This window comes from Mammaliicoccus sp. RAM2 (genome assembly GCF_045897195.1).
Classification (GTDB): Bacteria; Bacillota; Bacilli; order Staphylococcales; family Staphylococcaceae; genus Mammaliicoccus; species Mammaliicoccus sciuri.
In genome coordinates this window covers 483992-507087 of sequence record NZ_JBJNWI010000001.1, presented here as the reverse complement: position 1 = coordinate 507087, position 23096 = coordinate 483992, and the positions used below count along the sequence as shown (strand labels likewise).

Here is a 23096-nt window from a genome sequence, read left to right as displayed (position 1 = left end):
ATAGTCAGACAATTTAAAAAATTCAATTAAATCCGAGTTAAAAGCTAAGAAAAATTCATTAAGGCTGTTAAAATGCGTATTTGAATTAAAACCGACTTTACTTATAAGAATAGTTGTGATAAATTCAACATATTATTATGTTCGGGAGTGGATGACTTGCTTAAAGTTGAAGGATTGTATCATAAATTTGGTACACAAGAAATTTTGAAGAATATAAATTTTGAACAAGAAAAAGGTACCGTCACAACAATTATTGGACCAAGTGGATCGGGGAAGACGACACTACTAAGAAGTTTAAATATGCTTGAAACACCATATAAAGGATTAATCGAACTCGGGAATTGTAAGTTCAATGTAGAAAATTATCAAAAGCAGGATGTTACACGCTTAAGAAGTCAATCTGCAATGGTTTTTCAACACTATAATTTGTTTAAAAACCGTACAATTTTAGAAAATATTACAGAAGGTTTGATATACGGACAAGGAATGAAGAAGAAAGAAGCTAAAGAGAAAGCTATGAAATATCTTAAAAAAGTATCTTTAGATGATAAAGCGGATGTTTATCCTGTTCAACTGTCAGGTGGACAACAGCAACGAGTTGGTATTGTGAGAGCGCTCAGTATCGAGCCTGAAGTGTTGTTATTAGATGAACCAACTTCAGCACTTGATCCTGAATCTGTACAAGGTGTGTTAAATATCATTCAAGAAATTGCAAGCGAAGGTAGAACGATGGTTATCGTAACGCATGAAATCCAATTTGCGAAAGAAGTATCTGATCAAGTTGTGTTTATGGATAAAGGTGAAATTATTGAAAGTGGGACACCGGAAGCCGTTATTGATAATCCAGCGTCTGAGCGTACGAGAAGATTCTTAAGTCGTTTAACACCAGTCGGATTGTAGGAGGTAAAGAATGAAATATATTAAATTATTGATTTTGATGATGCTCATCATCTCTTTATCTGGTTGCGGCACAATCACGAAAGAAAATAACGGCAAAAAAGTTGTCAAAGTGGCTTTATCTGCTGAAGTCAATCCGCCTTATTTATATACAGATAGTGATAATAAACCAGTCGGATACGATATGGATTATATGAAAGAGCTTGAAAAGAAATTACCACAATATGATTTCCAATATGAATTTGGAGAAGAAGAATCTAACGTTGTTGGTATTGGTGTTGGTAAATTTGATATGGGCATTAATTGGTTCTTCAAAACCCCTGAGCGAGAACAGAAATTTTTGTATCAGAAGGAGCCTTATGTTTATTCTTTAACAACACTTATTGTACATAATGATACAAATGATATTGAAACTTTAGATGATTTACAACATAAAAGTCTAACGCCTATGTCACCGAGTGGCGGCTTATATTCAATCTTAACAGGTTACAACAAGACTCATAAAAATCAAATCGACATTGATGAAATCCATAAAGTTTCAAATGGTGAAAATTTCAAAATGATTGAATCTCAAAGAAGAGATGCCATGTTCTTAAACTTAACAACTTACCAAGCAATTCAAAAAGAACTCAATGCTGACGTGAAAGTTGGTGGCGTTGTTTCAAAAGAATCTGTTCATATTTTATATAACAAGAAAAATACGCAATTACAAAAAGATATAGACAAAGCAACTAAAGAATTAAAAGAAGATGGTACGCTAGAGAACTTATCTAAAAAATGGTTTGGATTTAATATATTTGATGATAAAGAGTCATTAAATGATATTAAAGACCGCTTATAAGGAGGAGACATATGGGAACTACCACTTGGCCAGATTTGTTTGCGCAAATACTGGATAAACTACCAATTACATTGTTTATTACTGTTCTTTCTCTTTTATTTGCGATGATATTGGGGCTAGTATTAGCAGTTATTAGAATCAAAAAAGTACCTGCACTATCCCAAATCGTAAAATTATATGTATCCTTTGTCAGAAGTACGCCACTTATATTACAACTATTTTTAGTATATTTTGCGTTACCGATCATATTGCAGTGGGTTTACATTGATATTAATCATTTTAGTAGACTTTTCTTTGTTATTTTGACATTCACGCTACATACTGGTTCATATTTATCAGAAGTGATGAGAGCTGGTTATAACTCTGTTGATAAAGGACAAATTGAAGCAGGGAAAACAGTTGGTCTTAATGATCGTACAATTTTATTAAGAATTATTATTCCACAAGGATTTAGAAATAGTTTACCGAACATCGGTAATCAAGTTATAGAACTGATTAAAGACACATCATTAGCATTTACAATCGGTTTAATCGATATGATGGGACAAGTGAATTTAATTATCGGTAATAACTACGGACTAGGTATGTTTCCCGTATATGTCGCGATTTGTATCATTTACTGGGTCATCTGTATCATAGTCGAGTTTATCGTGATGCTTTTAGAAAAGAAATACAATATTCCATATCAAACTGAACAAATGAGGTGAGCAATTTGACGATAGATTTTCCTTTTATGTATGAACATGTTGGAGATATTTTAAAAGGTGTGCCGACAACGTTATTAATAGCAGTTGTCAGTATGGTATTTGGATTAGTGATTGGTACTGCTTTTGCATTAATAAGACAAGCTAAGTATCCAGTTATTAATCAACTCATTGTCATATTTGTTTCATTCTTCAGATCAACACCACTCATCGTTCAGTTGTTTGCTTTTTATTATGGAACACCTGTAGTAATAGAGTGGTTAAACAAAATGTGGCACTGGAACATTGATCCTGATGGTATCAATCCTTTAGCAATCGTATTATTTGTATTTACATTACATTCAGCTGCGTATTTGACAGAAGTGATGCGTGGCGGTTTACGAAGTGTTGATGATAAACAAATAGAAGCGGCACTAACAGTTGGACTTAGAAAGCGACATATACTCATGAGAATTGTGATACCTCAAGCTTTAGGTTATGCAATTCCAAACTTAGGTAATCAATTTATTGCTTTAATTAAAGGGACAGCAATCGCGTTTGTGGTGCAAGTAACAGAAATACTCGCAATCAGCCAAATTATTGCTAACGACGGTTATCGTTTTGTTGAAGTATATATTATAGCAAGTGCAATATATTGGATTATGGCTATCATTTTCGAATGGATTTTTGGCAAGATGGAAAACAGAGTTGGAAAATATTTATATCAAACATAAAGCGCAAGGTCATAGATTATCATTTCCTAGGAAATTTAATCTATGACCTTATTTTTTATAACTTTACATCGTATAAGTGTATACTAATAGATAAATAAATAACGGGGGTGCATCATGATTGAAATCCGACCAGTTGAAATGAAAGACGCAAATGAATTGTTAGATATAGATATACGTAATAGAGCACTATTTGAATCGTATTCAGCAGCAGATCGCAAAGATTCAGACTATCAACTCTATAATTATAGAAAAATTATAGATAAACATTTACAAGATATGACAGAAGATAAAGGCTATCACTATGTCATTGTACATAAAGAAGATAATAAAGTAATCGGAACGATAGATTTATTTGCAATCGTCAGACACAATATTCAAAGCTGTATGATGGGTTATGCATTAGACGTAGCATACAACGGAAAAGGTATTACAACATTGGCAGCAAAAGAAGTCATTCGTATCGCATTTAATGAGTTAGGATTTCATAGAGTTGAAGCAGGCGTACAACCAACAAATATCGGTTCAGTTAGAGTATTAGAAAAAGCAGGTATGACTCGCGAAGGACTAAACAGATCTAACGTAAGAATAAATGGCGAATGGAAAGATCATTACCTATATGCCATCGTAAATGAAAACTATTAAAGATAGGTCAGTAATATGGTGGTAGTAGGGTTGGGCGTTTATATATGTTTGTTATTATTGGCTAATTACTTAATTAAAAATGAAAAATTCTATATTATTCATACGATGTTTACAATAATCTTTATCTGTTTTAGCCAAATTCCTTTAAATTATTATGCAAAACTTGATGGGGACTTAAATGGCATTGTATTGGTATTTGGATTGATGTTTACAATACTGATGAGTGTATCCATGTTTCTTCAAGTGATTTGTGATTTAATATCTTATACGAATTTGTTTAGAGCAGAAACTATAGATAAAATGTTCAAAATAGTGTCTGATCCATTAGAAGTAGTAGGTAATATACTGAAATCAGTTTGGCTATTACTATTTGGTATACATTTAATTCAAAATAATGAATATGGGATAGGCTTATTATTTCTAATATGGGGATTATTGATTGTCTATTATATTGGCATACTTATATATTATGTAACAAGATACAAAAAAGGTATTATTCCAAATGTATTTTTTATAAATATTGAAACACTATTGATATTTTTAATTCTATATATAGGTACTTTTATTATATGAAGTGACTTTCTGGACCGATAAAAAAATTTACGGTCCAGAAATAAGAAATGTGGACCGATAAATAAAATTACCGGTCCAGAAACGAGATTACCAGGCCGATAAAATAAATTATCGGCCTGGTAATTTCCTAATACCACATTAAATGAAACAAGCGGAACCATATCCAAAGATGGTTCCGCTTGCTCTGCTCTATTGTCTTACCTACCTTGAATCGGGCTGGTCTATTTTTCTGTGGTGATCTATATATAATCCGAGTGGTGTTAGTATGAACGAAAGTATGATATATGCCCAATTCGATGTATATATTTTAGGTCCTAATTGTAAATAGACGCCTGGTAAATAAAAGGCTAGTATCGTCACAACTAATGTCCCGAATATCAATATATTAGTAATCATGGTTGTCCAATTGGATTCGCTATATATTCGTATTTGAACGACTTTAAATATCATCCATATAAATATAAAAATCATCGTAAATCCTGTTACAAAGGTTATGAGGAATGTGTAAAGATAAGTGAATTCAACTTGTGTGAAGAATCCTGTGAATCCTCTTATGAATGAGAAGACACCTAACAATATAAGGATGTGTAATCCGATGAATTTAAATATATTCTGGAATGTTCTATTTGGCATATTTCTAATCATCGTGTCGGCATGTTTTTTTGGATCGTGTTCAAAAAATTCCATGGCATGCATACCATCTTTTTCGGCACTTAATAAATGATTGAGTATATTGAGCAGCATTTTCTCTGAGTCATATTCATTGATGCTCAAATTTGCGCGTACATATGTTATATAATTTTCGTAAACTTCTCTATCGTGACTATTGAGTCTTAATCGTTTTACGTTGTTTTCTATTATAAGGTCGCGTGTTGATTTTTTCATCAGCGTTTTCCTTTCTGTTATCAATAATTTTATTCTAACAAGTATTTTCTAATAAAACATTACAAATTTGAGGTTTATACTTTTTACAGATGATTAATTTTTCGATATTATTAAATGTAACAGGTGGTGTAGTCTTGGAGATTATGACATTATTTATTATCTTTTTAGTAGGGATTTTTGCAGGAACGATTAATATTGTATCGGCTGGTGGCTCGTTAATTGTCTTGCCGTTACTTATATTTTTTGGATTACCAACTACTGTTGCGAATGCATCGAACAGGGTTGCGATTTTAGTTCAAAATTTATTAGGCTTATATGTGTTTTACATAAAAGGCATGAAAAATGTTAAGTTGAGTTTGATGTTAAGTGTGCCTGCTATAATTGGCTCTTTTATCGGCGTTCATTACGCTATAAATCTCCCGGATGCTGTCTTTAACCGCATGTTAGGTATTATTATGCTTCTCGTTTTAATCGTTATGATTATTCCTACCAGATGGAAAGATACACAAAAACAATCTGAAAAATTATCTACCTTTAGAATTTTCCTTCTTATTATTGTTTTTCTAGCACTTGGTATTTATGGTGGCATTGTTCAAGCTGCTGTAGGATTTTTATTTATTATCGCTTTAAATTTAATTATGCCAAGACTGACTTATGCAGAAGTTCAATGTATGAAGACGTTAGTTATAACGATTTACTTATCATTATCTACCTTTGTTTTTATTTTTCAAGGTTATGTTAATTGGCCATTTGCCATAAGTTTAGCACTTGGTTCAGGTCTAGGTGGCTTTATTGGTGGTCGTTTAACGGTTTCTTTACCTGAAAAGAAACTGAAAATTGTGATGTTTATTATCATATTTATTTTAGCAATTAAGTTACTAATCGAGAATAATTAGGCAGGTTAAAAATGGTTGTCATAAAAAATATAGAAGATGACGCAATGATTTATAACATTAGTGAAATGGCTGCTTCATCATTTAAAGAGGAAAATCAAAGTTTGAAACTTGCTACATCATTGGAATATGAGGCGATAAAGCGGTCTCTTGAATATGAGAAGAGTGTTTTGAAAGGTGCTTTAATTCAAGATGAATGTATCGGTTTTATATGGGCGAAATATAATGTTCATGATCGAGAGGTTAAGATATACAACCTTCTCGTAGATAAAAGTCAAAGAAATAAAGGTATAGCAACCGCTTTGAAACGAGAAATAGAAAAGTGGGCGAAAGATATGGGTGCGTATACCATCGTTTCAACAGTCCATGCTCACAATAAAACAATGATTCATTTAAATGAATCAATGGACTACGAAGTTGAAAAAGTTATTATGCGTAAAAAGCTATTTTAAACAGAAGAGAGGAATTTTATGGCCATATTTGAAGGTTTTTTATGGTTCATCATGGGTATTATCCTAAGTTCAATCATACATCATTATATTTCTAAAATACCTTTAAGTTTTGTTCAAATTATAATTGGTTTTGTTATATTCTTATCTCCAATTCCAGTTGAATTAAATTTTGAGTCAGAAGTATTTATGGTAGGTATTATTGCACCGTTGCTATTTTTAGAAGGTATTTCGGTATCGCGTGTTCATTTAGCGAGGTATTTGAAACCCGTTATGTCAATGGCATTAGTGCTTGTATTCTCAACAGTTATTGGTCTTGGCTTCTTATTACATATTATCTGGCCAGAATTACCATTAGCTGCATGTTTCGCGATTGGTGCAATTGTTTCACCTACAGATGCGGTAGCAGTTCAAGCTATTGCGAAAGGTAAATTATTGCCTAAAGGAGCTATGACCATATTAGAAGGTGAATCTTTACTAAATGATGCTGCAGGTATCTTATCATTTAAGATTGCATTAGCCGCATTAGTAGGTGGTTCATTCTCCTTAACCGGTGCAGTTGGACAGTTCTTTATAACTGCAATCGGTGGCGCAATTGTCGGGCTAATCATTGGTTATGGTGTTGTACAGTTACGTGTTTATTTAACACGAAATGGTATTAATAACGGTAATATGCTTACGTTCATCCAGGTTATTACACCATTTTTAGTTTATATTATTGCTGAAACATTCCATTCATCAGGTATTATTGCTGCAGTTATTGCAGGTTTAATTCACGGTGTCGAAAAAGATAGAATTGCTCAAGCAACAACGAAAGAGCAAGTAACATATAATCATACTTGGGATTTACTGAGTTATTTATTAAACGGTTTTGTATTTATTTTATTAGGCTTCTTAATACCTGAAGTCATGATTAATATATTAGAAGAACCACAACATGAAATTATGCATGTGATAGGTATTACATTATTTGTAGCTGCATTAGTGTATCTATTTAGATATATTTGGGTGCTTATTTCATATCCATATTTCTATTTACCAGAAAGTCGATTTTCTAAAATGTTAAATACGGGTAAAGATATTGCCCCAGAATCTCAAGTAGATAAACCAAATCGCTTTAAATATGCGTTTATTATGACGGTTTGTGGTGTTCACGGTACCATTTCATTAGCAATTGCATTGATGTTGCCATTTAAATTGTCAGAACACACTGATTTTATTTATCGTGATCATCTATTGTTTATCGCAACAGGTGTTATTTTAATCAGTCTTGTACTCGCACAATTAATATTACCGCTCGTTACACCAAAAGCTAAACCGAAAGATCAAAGTTTACTAACATTTAACGAAGCTAAAATTTTATTAATTGAAAGTGCATTAGAAAATCTACAAGAATTTTACAGTAAAGAAACAAGCTATATTTACGGTAAAATCACACGCAGTTATCATATGCAATTATCATTCTTAAGAGAAAATGAAGAAAAAGATGAAGATATTAAAGAGTTAGAACGTATGCAACGCATTGCGATTGATACAGAATTCAATACGTTGGATAAACTCATTAAAGAAAATAAAATATCTCAAAGTACATTTGATAACTACAGACAAATTACAGAACGTTCATCAACATTTAAAAATGCTTCTTTATATACAAAAGCAAAATTAATGTTGAAATTGTTTATTAGACGTAGAAAAATTAAAACATTCATCAGTGCTACAAGTTCACTTTCAATTGAAAGTAACATTAAAGAGATGAGATTTATAAGTAAAGAAGTGCATTTCAATGTTGTTAAAAGATTAACAGAAGAAATGAATGACAACAACGAATTTGAAATTAGCATCGTATGTGATTCTTACTTGAACAAAGTTGAAAGATTAACGCCTGATTACTTCAAAGGCAATCACACTGCTGTATATACAGAAATGGAAATTTACGCATTAAGAATTCAAAGAGAAATGATTAATCAGTTAACAGAAGAAGGTAAAGTCAGTCGTTCAATGGCAATCAAACTAAGAGAATCTGTTAATTATGATGAAATGATCGTTCTCGGTAACAGCATATAGTTTGTTTTCAATAGATAGCTTACATGTTGTGTGGTAAAATGTTTAAGACTATATATAGGAGGCGACACCTATGAAGAAGGCACTTTTACTTATGGTGAGCTCATCAATTATTCTAGCAGCGTGTGGCAATGATGATGAACAGAAAAATCTAGAACAAGAAATTAAATCTTTAGAGAAATCGACTAAAGATTATCAAAAAGATAAAAAGTCTTTAGAAAAAGAAAATGAAAAGTTAAAAGAAAGTATTAAAGATAAAGAAGAACAATTAAAAAAGCTTGAAGATGAAGTGAAAAGCAACCAAACAGATACAGAAGAATCTAAAAGAAGCAAAGATGATTCTAAAGATAAAAAAGAAACTTCAAGTACTGAAAGTAAAGAGGACTCAGCAAAAAAGCCATTTCCTAATACAATTCGAACATCAACAAATGGAGATGTTGAACTCATTCATGATCTTAGAGATAAACATTTTCAATTTGAAGACAGTGGCATGAAAGTCAATATTGATCATTTGCAAATTTTCCAAGTGCATAACATGCCTGAAGGACAGGTCTTACTTTTTAATGGTGCAAAAAATGGTTATGTCGTGATGTATGAAGTATTAACTGAAAATACTTCTAATCATAAGTTATACTATGATAATACGGCGTCTATTCAAGATGGTAGTCATAAACAACGATCTGATTATGCATCATTTATACCAGACTCTCACAATGAAAAGTACATGAAAAAGTCTAAAGAAAATACAGATGAATATCAGCCAGGAGAAAAGACAAAAAGTTTAAAATCTATTCCAATTTCTCAAAAAGCCTATGAAGCGCTTAAAAATAACCGTGCTACTTTCAATATACACGGTGGCGTAAGTAAAACTGCTACATTTGATGATGCAACTGATAAAGTAAAATCATTTAAATTAGATTTATAGGTCGCGTTTAGATTGAATTGTATTAGGGAATAAACAACAAAGGATTATTTGAAAAGAGGGATGTCATCGTGCACGAAAAAGAATTTGTTCTGATTGAAGGCGGAAAAATGACATTATTAGAATTAGGTCATGAAATCGAAACAATCACAGGTCGAACATTACAATCAACAACAGGTGAGGTTAGAAGTTGGCCATCAGAAGCAGTAATTTTTAATCGCAAATCTAATATTAATCAAGTCACATATCGTTTTAACGAAGTTAATGATTTGATTGATGCAACGATTGAAGTTCCTAGAGGCTTTAAAAATTATGATACTGATCCTGTAACAATTAAACTGCTAACATATATTAGAAAAGCATAGTACACATAACGGAGCGGGATGATGAAATCTTTTAAGTATAAAAGATTTCTCACTCGCTCCATATTTTATACATAAGGAGAAATATAATGAGGTCTAAACTGTCGATCTGGAGTTTAATAACATTGCTTGTCTTTGTTATTGCGGGTTGTTCAAATGACGTAACTGAGAAAGAAGGCAAAGAAGGAAAAATTGTATTATCACCTAAAAGTGATGACATTAAAGGGAAAGTCTTGTTTGATAGTGCACATGGTCAAACAGCAGGCAGTGCAGATTGGGTCATTAATGGTGGCTTTTCTGATTTTGCTGATGCATTAACGAAAGAAAACTATGAAGTAACAGATTTAGGATATAACCAATTATTAAATTATGATAAGATGAAAGATTATGAAGTCGTTGTTATTCCAGAGGCTAATAATCCACTTAAAGCGAGTGAACAAGATGCTATAGAGCAATATGTGAAGTCTGGTGGAAGTATATTAATGATTAGTGATCATTATAATGCCGATAGAAACTTTAATCGATATGATTCTTCAGAAGTGATGAATGGTTATAGAAGAGGTGCTTTTGATAATCCTACAAAAGGCATGAACGCTGAAGAAAGCTCCTCAGATAAGATGAAAGATGTTCAAAGTAGAGATTTCTTAAACGAAGTGTTTGGCTTGAGATTTAGATACAATGCATTAGGTAACATTAAAGTTGATGATTTGGCAGATGAAAAAGATAGTTTTGGAATTACTAAAGGTGTTAAAGCAGTATCGATGCATGCCGGTTCAACAATCGCTATTACAGATCCTGATAAAGCAAAAGGTGTCGCTTTTGTTCCTAAATTATCCAAAGATGATGCATGGAATCATGCAGTAGACCAAGGCATATACAATGGTGGTGGCCGCAATGAAGGTCCATATATTGCTGTGAGTAAAGTTTCTAAAGGTAAAGGCGCATTTATAGGCGATTCTTCAATGGTAGAAGACAAGTCACCAAAGTATAAACGTGAAGACAACGGAGAAACTAAAAAGACTTATGATGGATTTAAAGAAGAAGATAACCAAAAAATGATTATGCAAATTGTAGATTGGTTAAATAAAAAAGATGATGACCAAGATTTATCATCCATGAATGTTCAACTTGATGAAAAGACTGATTTATTGAATTTTGAACAACCTGAGAATAGTAGAGAAAATGAAAAAGAACCTTGGGGAACACCTAAACAAGGCTATAAATGGTATGATTCCTCAACTTATGCATCTGGAAGCTATGGTGCAAAAGCAGAAAGTAAAAATAATAAAGCTGATCAATCAACGACGTCTAGTTCTAAGCAACAAAATAATAATCAAACATCCAATAGCGAACAAGGTACATTTGAAATGCCATCATCCGTTCAAAAACAAGAGAAATTTGAAATAACAGTCCATGTCGATGAATCGAAATTAGTAAATAATAAATTCCAAATGTCGATCAAAAATAAAGACGGGCGAGAAGTAGGTATGTTCGACGGACAAGCACCAGGAGTTTCAAGTTCAGTATCACCAAAAATTAAAAACGGTGTAACAGATTGGTATTTTAAATCCAAAATAGCAAACGAAGCAGACAACGAAGTAGAAGTTGAAGTCTTATCAGGCGGCAACGTGATAGCTAAAACCACATTAAATATACAATAACAGGTGTCGTTAGGGACATAATTCTGAGAAATGTCCCTTAATGAGTACTCTCTAACTACCACAATTCAGAATAATGGAAGTTACAGCATTCTAATTACCATAATTTGGAATTTTGGCAGTTAGCAGTATCTCAATAAATTTCATATAACGACATTAAAGCGTCTGGGCATATGATTATGCTCCAGACGCTATTTATATATAGTTATTTGTAACTTTTTATTTAAATTTTTATTAATAATGTAAAATGCATTTTAGTTGATATAAGCGTTTCCGTAGATTAAAATTAAACTGTAATCAATTTAAGGGAGGCGTTTTAATATGGCTTTTGAATATCCAACTGCAGCAAATGCAAAATACAAAGTTAAAGACAAGTATCAGAACTTTATCAGTGGTAAATGGGTGGATCCTAAAAATGGTGAATTCTTTGATAATGGATCGCCAGTAACTGGTGAAGTATATGCAAAAATTCCTCGTTCTACAAAAGAAGATATAGATGAAGCAGTTAAAGCAGCACATAAAGCACAAGTTGAGTGGGCGAAAAAGTCGCCAGCTGAACATTCGCAATTACTCTTAGATATAGCAGATCGTATTGAAGGAAATTTAGAAGAATTAGCAGTTATTGAAACATTTGATAATGGTAAACCTATTAGAGAATGTCTAGCAGCTGATTTACCATTAGTTGTAGATCATTTTAGATACTTTGCTGGAGTTGTCAGAGCAGAAGAAGGGGCAATCTCTCAAATTGACGACAATACAGTAGCGTATCACTTTAAGGAACCTATTGGAGTAGTTGGTCAAATTATTCCATGGAACTTCCCATTATTAATGGCTACTTGGAAGTTAGCGCCAGCAATCGTTACAGGTAATGCTGTTGTACTTAAACCAGCAGAACAAACACCTGTTTCAATTTTACATTTTATTGAACTGATTCAAGACTTATTACCAGAAGGCTTGATTAATGTTGTAAATGGTTTTGGTGCGGAAGCAGGACAAGCTTTAGCGACACATGAAAATATTAATAAAGTTGCATTTACGGGTGAAACAACTACTGGTCGTATCATCATGCAAAATGCGAGTCAAAACTTAATTCCAGTAACACTTGAATTAGGTGGTAAATCACCAAATATCTTCTTCAAAGATATTATGGATGAAGATGATGACTTCTTAGATAAAGCTGTTGAAGGATTAGTGATGTTCGCACTTAACCAAGGTGAAGTATGTACATGTCCATCAAGAGCATTGGTACATGAAGATATTTATGATAAATTTATCGAAAAATGCATCGAGCGTGTAAAACAAATTAAGACAGGTAATCCTCTAGATCCAGAAACAATGCTGGGTGCACAAACGTCACAAGAACAAGCTGAAAAAATTAAAAGTTATTTAGATATTGGTAAACAAGAAGGTGCAGAAGTATTAGTTGGTGGTAATGTAAGAGAAGAAGCTGGAGAATTAGAAAATGGTTTCTATATTGAACCAACAATATTTAAAGGCACACAAAATATGAGAATATTCCAAGAAGAAATTTTTGGACCAGTATTATCATTAGCGACATTTAAAGATGATGAAGAAGCTTTAGAAATGGCGAATGATACTTTATATGGTTTAGGTGCGGGTATTTGGACTAGAAACCAAAATAAAGCTTATCGCTTTGGTAGAGGAATCCAAGCAGGTCGTGTATGGGTGAATAACTACCATACTTATCCAGCTCACGCTGCTTTCGGTGGTTACAAAATGAGTGGTATTGGCCGTGAGAACCATAAGATGATGTTAGAACATTATCAACAAACTAAAAACTTACTCGTGAGTTATGACGAGAAGCCTGCAGGACTGTTCTAAATGACTGAACAAGTCACTGCTACTGAAAAAGCCAAATCACTCATTAGAGAATTAAAGAAAACACATGGTGAAAACCTTATATTTCATCAATCAGGTGGATGTTGTGATGGTAGCTCTCCAATGTTATTTGTTGAAGGAACATTAATTATTGGAGATGTTGACGTGAAATTAGGTGAAATTGAAGGTGTCCCATTCTATATGAATAATAAGCAATATGAATATTGGAAACATACGAATTTAGAAGTCGATGTTGTTGATGGAAGAGGCGGTATGTTTAGTATAGAAGGCCCAACTGGGAAGAGATTTCACATTAGGAGTTCAGTAAGATCATAATTTTTTGAAGGATGTGCTAAAATATTAGTACATCCTTTTTTGAATATGATAAAGGTTGGGTGAATGAAATGAAACATTACATTGAAACAAAACGTTTAATACTTAGAAATTGGAAAGATGAGGATGTTGCATTATTTCAAAGTATGAATGCAAGTCCTGAAGTGAGAAGGTACTTTCCAGATATATTGAGCTATCGTGCGACTGAAAATATGATTGACCAAATGAAATCGGTCATCGATCAACATGAAATTGGTTTATTTGCTGTGGAATTAAAAGAAACTAAAAGCTTTATTGGTATGGTAGGTTTGAATTATATTCCAGAAGGTAGCGAATTAAGTTTCCCAGAATTACCTTTTTATGAAATAGGTTGGCGCATGGATAAGGATGTATGGGGTAATGGGTTAGCAACAGAAGCGGCGGAAGCAGTATTAACATATGCTAAATCAAAAGGTATCGATGAAGTGTATAGTTTTACGTCGGAAATTAATAAACCTTCCAGAAGAGTCATGGAAAAATTAGAAATGAACCATATTAGGAATTTCTTACATCCAAAAGTCATATATGATGATGATTTAGCAGCACATGTTTTATATCATAAAGTATTGTAAGGAGTAGATGATATGATCGTTATTAGTGCATGTTTAGTTGGAGAAAAAGTAAGGTATGATGGCAACCATAAGTTAGATTTGTTCTATAAGAATCTAATAGATGAGAAGAAAGCAATTAGTATTTGTCCTGAAATATTAGGTGGCTTACAAGTTCCTAGAGAACCAGCAGAAATCATCGGAGGAGATGGTTATGATGTGTGGAATGATCAAGCAAAGGTCATGACTGTTGCAGGTCGTGATGTCACAATACAATTTAAAGAAGGCGCTAAACGTGCACTCTCTATTATTAAAGATTTAAATGCCGATACAGTTATTCTGAAAAGTGACAGTCCTTCATGTGGTAGTACTGTTATATACGATGGTACATTTACGGGAAATAAAAAAGAAGGTGTCGGTGTTACGACAGCCCTCTTTACATTAAATGGTATTAACGTCTATGATGAAAAAACATTTTTAACTATTTTTGATAATCACGAAGTTTAACGGGTTGTGCCATTTTCATAGCACTAAATAAATCATCGATATTTTCTTTAATAATCGCTAAATTTTTATAATCTGAACTGATAAATTCAGTTGATATTAAATGATCAATCATTAAACTTAATGGATTGAAAAATTGTTTAGTATTTAATGCACCAATTGGTTTATGATGTAGTCCTATTTGAGACCATGTATAAATTTCAAAGAATTCCTCTAAAGAACCAGCACCACCAGGTAACATAATGAATGCATCAGCCATATCAGACATCATTTGTTTTCTTTCATGCATTGTTTCGACAACATGATATTCTGTTAAATTCTCATGAGCGATTTCACGTTCTCCTAAAAATCTTGGCATTACGCCAATAGCAATACCATCATGGTCAATGACACCATTGGCAACTGCTCCCATCATACCAGTTGATCCGGCACCGTATACTAACTCATATTTATTTTCGGCTAAATATTTACCTAACACATAAGCTTGTTCTGTATAAATTGGGTCATTTCCCTTACTTGCGCCACAGAAAACAGCAATTTTCTTCATATATATTACTCCTCTCGCATATGTAGTATAATAACTTAAAAGATACTTCTATTTATTTAAGAAGGGGGTATAACTGTGAATATATTTTTAATGGTCGTGCTTATTGTGCTTATTTCATCAGTAGCAGGTCTTATAAAAAACCACCAAAGTAAAACGGTTAGAATAGAAAAAATTAAATCCCAACGTGTTAAAGATGAATTAGAGCTTGAAAAATTAAAGCATGAGAACTATCTATTAGAGACGGATAAGATGCGTTTAGAATTAGAACAAATGAAAGAAATAGATAAAGTTAATTTAGAAAAAGCTAAAAAACAAATGATAGAATAATAACATTCTGGACGATTATCATTGTCCAGAATGTTTTTTTATTAATTTTGATAGAAATTCTGAAAAAACTTTATGGTCATCTTGTGTGAGTTTTTTAGGTCCTTTCGTTCTACCACCTTGTTGACGTACTTGAGCAGAAATATGTCTTTGTGTTAACAGTTGTTCAATATTTTGAGGCGTATACTCGTAACCTTTATGGTGGATAACATGAAGGGCTTTATTTAATAAAAGACTCGCTAGTCCATAATCTTGCGTCACAACGATATCATCTGGTTGCGTCAATTTGACAATTCTAAAGTCTGCACTATCTGAACCATGATCAACATATATTGTTGAAACATAATCGGGATATTCCCTTAGTGAGAAATGGTTAACACTTCTAATAATAAGAACAGAGATGCTTGTATGTTGAGTTAAGCGAATGATATCATCCGTAACTGGACAAGCATCTCCATCTATAATAATTCTGTTAATCATTTATTGCGACGAAATCTTTTCTTAGATTTTTGGTGTTCAGTCGTATGTTCATCATATGGAAATTGACTGATATGTTGAGACATTGACGATTTATGTTGATTAAATAGAAGATGACTAGATTTTTCTTTTTTCTCATTTCTAACTCTTTCATTGACTAATTCTTGAATGTTTGGTTTTGCTTGTTTAGAGCTTACGTCGTTGATTGATTTTGCATTACTGCTTTGTGTAGTTGCTGTGTTCATTTGATGTCCCTCATATTTCTTTATTTCTTTAATACGTTCTTCTTTGTTTTGTTGCTCTAATTTTTGTTCTTCTTGTTCACGCGCTTCGATATTACTTTGTAACTTTTTATCTAACTTCGTCACATCTTTTTCGTTTTCTTTTTGAAGTTTTTCACCTTTTTTAGCTTGTTGTTCTTCAGCTTTTTGGTAATGAGTCAATTCTTTAATACGCGCTTTTTTATTTTCTTTTTGTGCTTTTTCTTCTTCTTTATTACGAGCATCGATATTTTTTTGAAGTTTTTTATCTAAATGATCAATTTCTTTTTGTTGTTGTTTTGCTTCTTTTTGTTCTTCTTTAAAAGGTTGTTTCATTTGTTTGTTATATTCATATAAACGTTTCTTTTGAACAACATATGATTTTACAGGTTGTGTTTTTTCTGCAACTTTATCTTTCGTTTCGATTGTTTTATCTTTTACTTTATGTGAAAAATCAACAGTCGTTTCAGTTACATGTTTAACATCTGGATGTTCTTTTATTTTTTTGCGTTCTCTAATTAATGGAACTAATACAAGTGGTAATGTGTTAACAATTAATTTAACTTTATCATTCATGAGTCATTCCTCCGTAGTCATTTCTTATAATATATCTTATTCCAATACCCTATATCATAATCTTCAAACGATTGGTACGATACGTTAGCCGATATTCTGACCAATTCCAAAACCGAAATATGCAATGGCAATAATAATAACTAAAATAATACGATAAATCGCAAAAGGTATTAATTTAACTCTATTAATCAGTTTTAAGAATAATTTAATAGAAATAAGTCCAAATATAAATGATGCGATAAACCCTACAATATAGAAAGGTATTTGATCCAATGTTATAAATTGTAGATTTCCAAGTAATGCTTTTGCACTCGCTGCAAACATAATGGGTACTGCCATTATGAACGTAAAGTCAGAAGCAGCTTTATGATCTAACTTTAAGAAGACACCTGTCGAAATGGTTGAACCTGAACGACTAAATCCTGGCCATAATGCAATTGCTTGAGATAGACCAATTACAAATGCTTTTGGATAGTTCATATCATCTACTTTGTGTGGATTTGTGACGCGTTTAGAATACATATCCGCACCAATCATATATATAGCCCCAAGTAATAAACCGATTAATACAGTTGGAACACTAAATAAATGTTCTTCAATAAAGTCATCAAATAATAGTCCAAGAATACCAGCTGGTACAAGCCCGACAATAATATGTGACAATTTTAATTTTCTTTTTTTCTGTTCGTTTTGTTTAATATGTAACATTTCAAAATATCGATTTCTAAATATCCATGCTGCTGCAAGGATCGAACCTAATTGGATCACAACTTTAAATGTGAATGCTGATTCGCTTCCAAGAAAGGCTTTAGACTTTAACCACATATCATCTACTAAAATTTGATGTCCTGTAGATGAAACAGGTGCGAATTCTGTTAAACCTTCAACAATACCTAATATAATGGCTTTTATTAATTCTAATATAAACATAGCTTTGCTCCTCTATTTTTATGAAAGTCTGTGGTTATCTAGAGACAATCACCGTATCATTATTGTACCAAATATTACAATGTAATATGCTAATATTTAATAATACATTTTAGTTTATTTTTTTCATAAAGGCGTTATAATGGAACAAGGTGGTGAGATTGTGAAAGATTTAACAAAGTATAGTATGCATTATAAAACGTTGCAAATATTTATGTTTCTCGCTTCGTTTTTATTAAGTATAACAGTCGTATTTCAAAATATATATTTAGGGAAAATTATTAACCAAATGCTCGTCGTAAAATCAAATGGTCAACAACTTTATTTATGGCTAGCAATCTTGCTCATTGTATTGCTTTTAAGAGCATGCTTTAACTACCTTAATCAATTATCAGGACAAAAACTTTCTTATAAAGTTAAAAGAGATGTTAGACATCAATTGATAAATAATGAAACAGATAGAACTAAAATAACAATGATTACTGAAGTGGTTGAGGGTATACATCCTTTTTATGAATCTTATTTGCCTCAAGTCTTCAAATCAACCATTATCCCAGTAACGATTATCATTACATTACTCTTTATTCATTGGCCAGCTGCTTTAATTATGATGATTACAGCGCCATTTATTCCACTGTTCTATATTGTCTTTGGACTAAGAACTCGTGATAAAGCGAAAGACCAAATGCAATCTTTAGATCAATTTGCAGCAGAATTTATAGATTTAACAAAAGGTCTCGTATCGTTAAAACTATTCAATCGAACACATCAAACGACTGAAAAAATCTATAAATCAAGTACGTCATTTAGAGATTTAACAATGGAAATTTTGAAAAGTGCCTTCTTATCAGGCTTAATGTTGGAATTTATCTCAATGCTTGGAATAGGTATTGTGGCACTTGAAGTTGGCCTAAGATTAATCGTATTTCACGATGTATCTTTTGTAGTTGCCATCATTACTTTATTATTAGCACCAGAATTTTATAATGCGATTAAAGACCTAGGACAAGCTTTCCATACGGGTAAACAAAGTGAAGGTTATATTGAATTGATTGAAGAAATGAGTAATGAAGAATCTATACAAGCTTCAAACATTCATATTGACTCAAATATTAATGATGAAGATCTCATTCAATTTGATCATGTATCATTCACTTACCCAGAGCGTAAAGATTTTTCATTTGATCAAATCAATTTAAGTATAAAAGAAAATCATCATACAGCAATTATTGGACCGAGTGGTGCTGGTAAATCGACATTAATCAAACTTATGTTAAATGAATTAAATCTCAATGAAGGTAAGATTATTTATAAAAAACCACTAAAAATGGGTTATTTATCTCAAAGACCTTATATTTTTAGCGCAACTTTGTATGAAAATGTCACGATGTTCCAAAATTATGATGAAAAACGTGTTAATGAAGTGTTAACTGAAGTGGGCTTACTTGAAAAAGTAAAACAATTATCTAAAGGTATGCATACTATGATTGGTGATGGTTATGAAATGTTGTCTGGTGGAGAAATGAGAAGAATAGAACTAGCCAGATTACTATTACTTGATCCAGATGTGGTTATTTTTGATGAACCAACAACTGGATTAGATATTGAAACCGAACAACTTATCGTGCAAACTGTTAACCAATTTGCGCATCAAAAGACTATTCTCACAATCGCGCATCGAAAAGAAGTGTTGAGATATGCCACTGATTTTATAGAAATTCATAATGGAACAGTTCAATCATATGACGCATCTCAAAAAGGTGGTGGTATGTCATGAAAAAAATAAAAATTAAATTTGATAAAGACTTCTATCTTTCTATTGTAATAGGCGTCTTTGGCATGCTAACTGCACTTGGAATGTTTGCATTAAGTGGATATATGATATCTAAAAGTGCACTTGGAACACCTTTATATGCATTAATGATTTTAATTGTATCTATTAAGTTATTTGGTTTTGTTCGTGCAATTACTAGATATTTCGAAAGATTATATTCGCATCGTTCTACATTTACAATGTTGAGGGATATACGTGTTAACTTATTTAATCAACTCATCCCAATTGTTCCAAACGTATTTAGAAGATACCGTTCGAGTGATTTATTAACGCAAATGGTAAACCATGTTGAACGATTACAAAATATTTTACTAAGAGTATATTATCCACCAATTGTTATTATCATTACGACATTTATAACAATACTCGTGATGATTAATTTCAATATATATGTCGGTGTGATTATAGGACTTTCAATGTTAATGTCAGTCATAGTCATCCCTTATTTATCAGCTAAAAGAGCTGAAAGCTTAGCTGAAGCTGTTCAACAAAGTGAAGAAGCATATGTGGCTGAATACTTTGATTTTGAAAAAGGACGTTCAGAATTAAAAAGATTCCAACAATATCGTGCATTTAAAGAGAAAGTTTTAAATAAACAATACCAATATGAAGATAGAAAATATAAAGAACAGAAATTTTTAAGTTCTTATGACTTTATGCTGAATTTATCATCTATGGTGAGTATTTGGTGTATGACCATTTTATGTCTTTGGCAAATACAAGACGGTGTATTAAACGCTGTATTCTTTGCGAGTATATTAATGATTACAATTACGTTATTTGAACAAGCTATCCCGATGACTAATGTTGCATTTTACAAAGCGGATACAGAGCGAAGTCTTAAAAATATTGAAGAAGTCATCAATCAATCATTTGAGGTGCCTCAAGAACGTTCAGTTCAAAATCATGCATTGTATAAAGCAGAGAATGTAATGTTTAAATATGACTTCCAAGAAAGAGAAACGTTATCTCAAATTAACTTTGAAATAAATAAAGGGGATCATGTAGCTATTATAGGTCCTTCAGGTTCAGGTAAGACAACGATGCTCAATATATTAATGGGATTATATAGTGTGAATGATGGCAGTTTATCCTATAAAAGTGAACAGTTGTCTCATATGATTCAGGAAGATTATGTGAATGGAATCAATACAATGTTGCAACATAATCATTATTTCGAAGGCACAGTAAGAGAGAATTTATTAATTGATGTGGAAGATGAACTTATGACTAACGTTCTTGCTGCTGTGAATTTAAAGCATTTAAACTTAGATCAGCAGCTAACTAAAAATGCTGAGAATATTTCAGGTGGGGAACGCCAACGTTTATCTTTAGCAAGATTGTTGTTAAGGAAAGCACAAATATGGTTACTTGATGAACCAACAGCTTCATTAGATGAAGAAAATGAAGAAAATGTTATGAATCTCTTATTAAATAAAGACGATACGATTGTAATTGTGACGCACAACTTGAAATATTTACAATACTTCGATTATATAATCGTTATGAATGAAGGACATATCATAGAGCAAGGTAGTTATACACAACTCATTAAAGAACAAGGTTATTTATATAAAGTCATTCAATATAATGAGCAATTAGATTAAATAATAGATAAAAAATAAGCATATCACTTTAAACTGAGAATTCAGTTGCGTGATATGCTTATTTATTTTGAGCAAGATGATAGAGGCTTGCTGTATTATTTTTCTTGATTGATTTTATCTACATTATTGATCAATTTTTGTAATAAGTTGTTTAATTGATTGGTTTCTTCATCATTTAACTCTGATACATCTTGAATTAAATGTGAAGCTTGGTGTAAATGTGGTTTCATTTGTTCACTTTTTTCAGTTAGATGAACAAACACTTCTCTTTGATCTAATTCAGAACGTACACGTTTAATTAAATCTAAATTTTCCATTCTTTTTAATAAAGGGGATACAGTACCTGTATCTAGGGCTAAGTCTGTTACAAGCTTTTTGACATTGACCGGTGCAGTTTCCCATAAAATCGTTAATACTAAATATTGTGGATATGTAATATTGTACGTCTTGAAAATTTTGTTTGAATAATAGCGGTTAACTTGTCGTTGCGCATTATACAAATTAAAACACAATTGGTTTTGGATATCTAATTTATCCGGCATAATCTTTCCCCCAAACTACAAATGCAATGGTTCATTATTTTTTTTTGAAATCTCCTAATTCATTATATAATGAATATTTTTATTTTGTAAATATTTTAGTGATGTGTAATTTATGAATATTTAAAGTATAAGTTATAGGATGAACTTTAAGTCTTTGTAGTTTCTGAACTTATATCATATAATTACAGAAAGGTGGTTTGAATATGAGTCAAAGTATGAAGAATAAAAATAAAATGGCAGTAACAATTTTGACAGGTTTTTTAGGAAGTGGTAAAACAACATTACTTCAAAGACTCATCATGAAAGCAAAAAACTCTGGCCAAAAGGTCGCAATCATTATGAATGAATTTGGTTCTTTTGATGTTGATAGTAATTTGTTAGGTGATGATGTCTCTACTCAAAGTTTATTAAATGGTTGTATATGTTGCTCATTGAAAGATGATATTGAAGTTGTATTACATAATTTATATCATAAAGACCAGCCTGATCTTGTATTAATTGAAGCTACTGGTATTGCGCATCCTGTAGAAGTAGTGGATGCATGTCAAAACCCTACATTAGTAGATAAAGTTGAAATGCCAACAATTATTGGTGTAATGGACGGGAAAAGATATTTAGAAAGATCGAGATATACCGTTCAGACGAAACAATTAATGGAAGAACAAATGTTATATTCTCATTTGATTATTATTAATAAGTCTGATGAATTATCTGCTGAAGAAAAAGCATCATTAGAAACGTCATTACAAACAATCAAACATCAACCAGTGCTACACTTTACGCAGTTTTCAAATATTGATGGTGTTGAAATACCTGTAAATGAAGTTTTGTCACTTCAAGCTAAACATAGTCATCATCACGGTATTCAATCCATAAATTATACATTTAGTGGTCCCATAGAAATGAAACTATTAATGAATTTCTTAAGACAATTACCTGATTCGATTCTTAGAATTAAAGGATTTCTCAAATTTAGGGAAGAACCAGAACAAACCTATTTATTTCAATATGCATTTGGGGTACCTCAATATGAACCAGAAATAATGAATATGCCTTTAACAATTGTCATAATAGGTGAATCTATAGATAAAGCAAGTATTCGCAACAAGTTAGATATGTTGAATTTTTCTTAGGAGATG

Annotated in this window: 26 protein-coding genes; 20 read left to right on the top strand and 6 right to left on the bottom strand. The window is 31.9% G+C overall.

The window, feature by feature from the left end; all coding sequences use genetic code 11:
- Nucleotides 1-156 precede the first annotated feature (156 nt).
- From ACJTHF_RS02585 to ACJTHF_RS02560, 6 genes are all read left to right on the top strand, one after another.
- Nucleotides 157-900 carry an amino acid ABC transporter ATP-binding protein gene (locus ACJTHF_RS02585; protein ID WP_058591662.1) on the top strand — a complete coding sequence of 248 codons (744 nt, stop codon included), beginning with the start codon at nucleotides 157-159 and terminating at the stop codon, nucleotides 898-900.
- Nucleotides 901-910: 10 nt separating this feature from the next.
- Nucleotides 911-1738 (top strand): transporter substrate-binding domain-containing protein, encoded by an 828-nt coding sequence (locus ACJTHF_RS02580; RefSeq protein ID WP_107603059.1) that lies wholly within the window; start codon nucleotides 911-913, stop codon nucleotides 1736-1738.
- Nucleotides 1739-1749: 11 nt separating this feature from the next.
- On the top strand, nucleotides 1750-2445 hold the full coding sequence (locus tag ACJTHF_RS02575; RefSeq protein ID WP_058591661.1) for an amino acid ABC transporter permease: 696 nt from the start codon (nucleotides 1750-1752) through the stop codon (nucleotides 2443-2445).
- 5 nt (nucleotides 2446-2450) lie between these two features.
- Nucleotides 2451-3155: an amino acid ABC transporter permease gene (locus ACJTHF_RS02570; RefSeq protein ID WP_232156628.1), complete on the top strand. Its 705-nt coding sequence runs from the start codon at nucleotides 2451-2453 to the stop codon at nucleotides 3153-3155.
- Nucleotides 3156-3269: 114 nt separating this feature from the next.
- Entirely contained in the window at nucleotides 3270-3797 is a 528-nt protein-coding gene (locus ACJTHF_RS02565; RefSeq protein ID WP_078355485.1) for a GNAT family N-acetyltransferase, read from the top strand.
- A 57-nt stretch (nucleotides 3798-3854) separates the two neighbouring features.
- The gene (locus ACJTHF_RS02560) at nucleotides 3855-4370 is read left to right on the top strand and encodes a hypothetical protein (protein WP_407812517.1); all 516 of its coding nucleotides are present in this window, start codon (nucleotides 3855-3857) and stop codon (nucleotides 4368-4370) included.
- A gap of 201 nt (nucleotides 4371-4571) precedes the next feature.
- On the opposite strand, the gene ACJTHF_RS02555 is transcribed toward ACJTHF_RS02560, so the two are convergent.
- The gene (locus ACJTHF_RS02555) at nucleotides 4572-5255 is read right to left on the bottom strand and encodes a DUF1129 family protein (protein ID WP_025904720.1); all 684 of its coding nucleotides are present in this window, start codon (nucleotides 5253-5255) and stop codon (nucleotides 4572-4574) included.
- 143 nt (nucleotides 5256-5398) lie between these two features.
- Here ACJTHF_RS02555 and ACJTHF_RS02550 point away from each other — a divergent pair, with 143 nt between their 5' ends.
- The 10 genes from ACJTHF_RS02550 to ACJTHF_RS02505 all read left to right on the top strand — a co-directional run bounded on the left by ACJTHF_RS02550 (nucleotide 5399) and on the right by ACJTHF_RS02505 (nucleotide 14866).
- The gene (locus ACJTHF_RS02550) at nucleotides 5399-6151 is read left to right on the top strand and encodes a sulfite exporter TauE/SafE family protein (RefSeq protein ID WP_065380982.1); all 753 of its coding nucleotides are present in this window, start codon (nucleotides 5399-5401) and stop codon (nucleotides 6149-6151) included.
- 11 nt (nucleotides 6152-6162) lie between these two features.
- Nucleotides 6163-6600 (top strand): GNAT family N-acetyltransferase, encoded by a 438-nt coding sequence (locus ACJTHF_RS02545; RefSeq protein ID WP_078355488.1) that lies wholly within the window; start codon nucleotides 6163-6165, stop codon nucleotides 6598-6600.
- Nucleotides 6601-6618: 18 nt separating this feature from the next.
- Nucleotides 6619-8661 (top strand): cation:proton antiporter, encoded by a 2043-nt coding sequence (locus ACJTHF_RS02540; protein ID WP_058591656.1) that lies wholly within the window; start codon nucleotides 6619-6621, stop codon nucleotides 8659-8661.
- A 70-nt stretch (nucleotides 8662-8731) separates the two neighbouring features.
- On the top strand, nucleotides 8732-9583 hold the full coding sequence (locus ACJTHF_RS02535) for an SA0632 family lipoprotein (protein ID WP_048541870.1): 852 nt from the start codon (nucleotides 8732-8734) through the stop codon (nucleotides 9581-9583).
- A 68-nt stretch (nucleotides 9584-9651) separates the two neighbouring features.
- Nucleotides 9652-9945 (top strand): hypothetical protein, encoded by a 294-nt coding sequence (locus tag ACJTHF_RS02530; RefSeq protein WP_049319685.1) that lies wholly within the window; start codon nucleotides 9652-9654, stop codon nucleotides 9943-9945.
- 86 nt (nucleotides 9946-10031) lie between these two features.
- Nucleotides 10032-11603, top strand: a complete 1572-nt coding sequence (locus ACJTHF_RS02525; RefSeq protein WP_106417416.1) for a Gldg family protein — start codon at nucleotides 10032-10034, stop codon at nucleotides 11601-11603.
- A gap of 318 nt (nucleotides 11604-11921) precedes the next feature.
- Nucleotides 11922-13442, top strand: coding sequence for an aldehyde dehydrogenase family protein (locus ACJTHF_RS02520; protein WP_232156626.1), 1521 nt, complete (start codon nucleotides 11922-11924; stop codon nucleotides 13440-13442).
- The gene (locus ACJTHF_RS02515) at nucleotides 13443-13775 is read left to right on the top strand and encodes a DUF779 domain-containing protein (RefSeq protein WP_025904728.1); all 333 of its coding nucleotides are present in this window, start codon (nucleotides 13443-13445) and stop codon (nucleotides 13773-13775) included.
- Nucleotides 13776-13843: 68 nt separating this feature from the next.
- On the top strand, nucleotides 13844-14383 hold the full coding sequence (locus ACJTHF_RS02510; RefSeq protein WP_058591652.1) for a GNAT family N-acetyltransferase: 540 nt from the start codon (nucleotides 13844-13846) through the stop codon (nucleotides 14381-14383).
- 12 nt (nucleotides 14384-14395) lie between these two features.
- Nucleotides 14396-14866 (top strand): DUF523 domain-containing protein, encoded by a 471-nt coding sequence (locus ACJTHF_RS02505; protein WP_078355491.1) that lies wholly within the window; start codon nucleotides 14396-14398, stop codon nucleotides 14864-14866.
- Here ACJTHF_RS02505 and ACJTHF_RS02500 read toward each other — a convergent pair.
- The gene (locus ACJTHF_RS02500) at nucleotides 14841-15410 is read right to left on the bottom strand and encodes a TIGR00730 family Rossman fold protein (protein WP_058591650.1); all 570 of its coding nucleotides are present in this window, start codon (nucleotides 15408-15410) and stop codon (nucleotides 14841-14843) included. The genes ACJTHF_RS02505 and ACJTHF_RS02500 overlap by 26 nt on opposite strands.
- A 75-nt stretch (nucleotides 15411-15485) precedes the next feature.
- Here ACJTHF_RS02500 and ACJTHF_RS02495 point away from each other — a divergent pair, with 75 nt between their 5' ends.
- Nucleotides 15486-15737 (top strand): hypothetical protein, encoded by a 252-nt coding sequence (locus ACJTHF_RS02495; RefSeq protein ID WP_078355492.1) that lies wholly within the window; start codon nucleotides 15486-15488, stop codon nucleotides 15735-15737.
- Nucleotides 15738-15755: 18 nt separating this feature from the next.
- Here the strand turns inward: ACJTHF_RS02495 and ACJTHF_RS02490 are convergent, their stop codons facing one another.
- The 3 genes from ACJTHF_RS02490 to ACJTHF_RS02480 all read right to left on the bottom strand — a co-directional run bounded on the left by ACJTHF_RS02490 (nucleotide 15756) and on the right by ACJTHF_RS02480 (nucleotide 17977).
- Nucleotides 15756-16211 carry a YaiI/YqxD family protein gene (locus ACJTHF_RS02490; RefSeq protein WP_058591766.1) on the bottom strand — a complete coding sequence of 152 codons (456 nt, stop codon included), beginning with the start codon at nucleotides 16209-16211 and terminating at the stop codon, nucleotides 15756-15758.
- Nucleotides 16211-17047, bottom strand: a complete 837-nt coding sequence (locus tag ACJTHF_RS02485; RefSeq protein WP_232156625.1) for a hypothetical protein — start codon at nucleotides 17045-17047, stop codon at nucleotides 16211-16213. Before ACJTHF_RS02485 ends, ACJTHF_RS02490 begins: the two co-directional genes overlap by 1 nt.
- A gap of 84 nt (nucleotides 17048-17131) precedes the next feature.
- Nucleotides 17132-17977, bottom strand: coding sequence for an undecaprenyl-diphosphate phosphatase (locus ACJTHF_RS02480; protein ID WP_058591649.1), 846 nt, complete (start codon nucleotides 17975-17977; stop codon nucleotides 17132-17134).
- A gap of 160 nt (nucleotides 17978-18137) precedes the next feature.
- Here ACJTHF_RS02480 and ACJTHF_RS02475 point away from each other — a divergent pair, with 160 nt between their 5' ends.
- Both ACJTHF_RS02475 and cydC read left to right on the top strand, forming a co-directional pair.
- Entirely contained in the window at nucleotides 18138-19751 is a 1614-nt protein-coding gene (locus ACJTHF_RS02475) for an ABC transporter ATP-binding protein/permease (RefSeq protein WP_078355966.1), read from the top strand.
- Nucleotides 19748-21415, top strand: a complete 1668-nt coding sequence (gene cydC / locus ACJTHF_RS02470) for a thiol reductant ABC exporter subunit CydC (RefSeq protein ID WP_232156623.1) — start codon at nucleotides 19748-19750, stop codon at nucleotides 21413-21415. The genes ACJTHF_RS02475 and cydC overlap by 4 nt, the downstream gene beginning before the upstream one ends.
- A 95-nt stretch (nucleotides 21416-21510) precedes the next feature.
- Here the strand turns inward: cydC and ACJTHF_RS02465 are convergent, their stop codons facing one another.
- Nucleotides 21511-21957 carry a MarR family winged helix-turn-helix transcriptional regulator gene (locus tag ACJTHF_RS02465; protein WP_025904738.1) on the bottom strand — a complete coding sequence of 149 codons (447 nt, stop codon included), beginning with the start codon at nucleotides 21955-21957 and terminating at the stop codon, nucleotides 21511-21513.
- 203 nt (nucleotides 21958-22160) lie between these two features.
- Here ACJTHF_RS02465 and ACJTHF_RS02460 point away from each other — a divergent pair, with 203 nt between their 5' ends.
- Entirely contained in the window at nucleotides 22161-23090 is a 930-nt protein-coding gene (locus tag ACJTHF_RS02460; RefSeq protein ID WP_078355495.1) for a CobW family GTP-binding protein, read from the top strand.
- The last annotated feature ends 6 nt before the right edge of the window (nucleotides 23091-23096 follow it).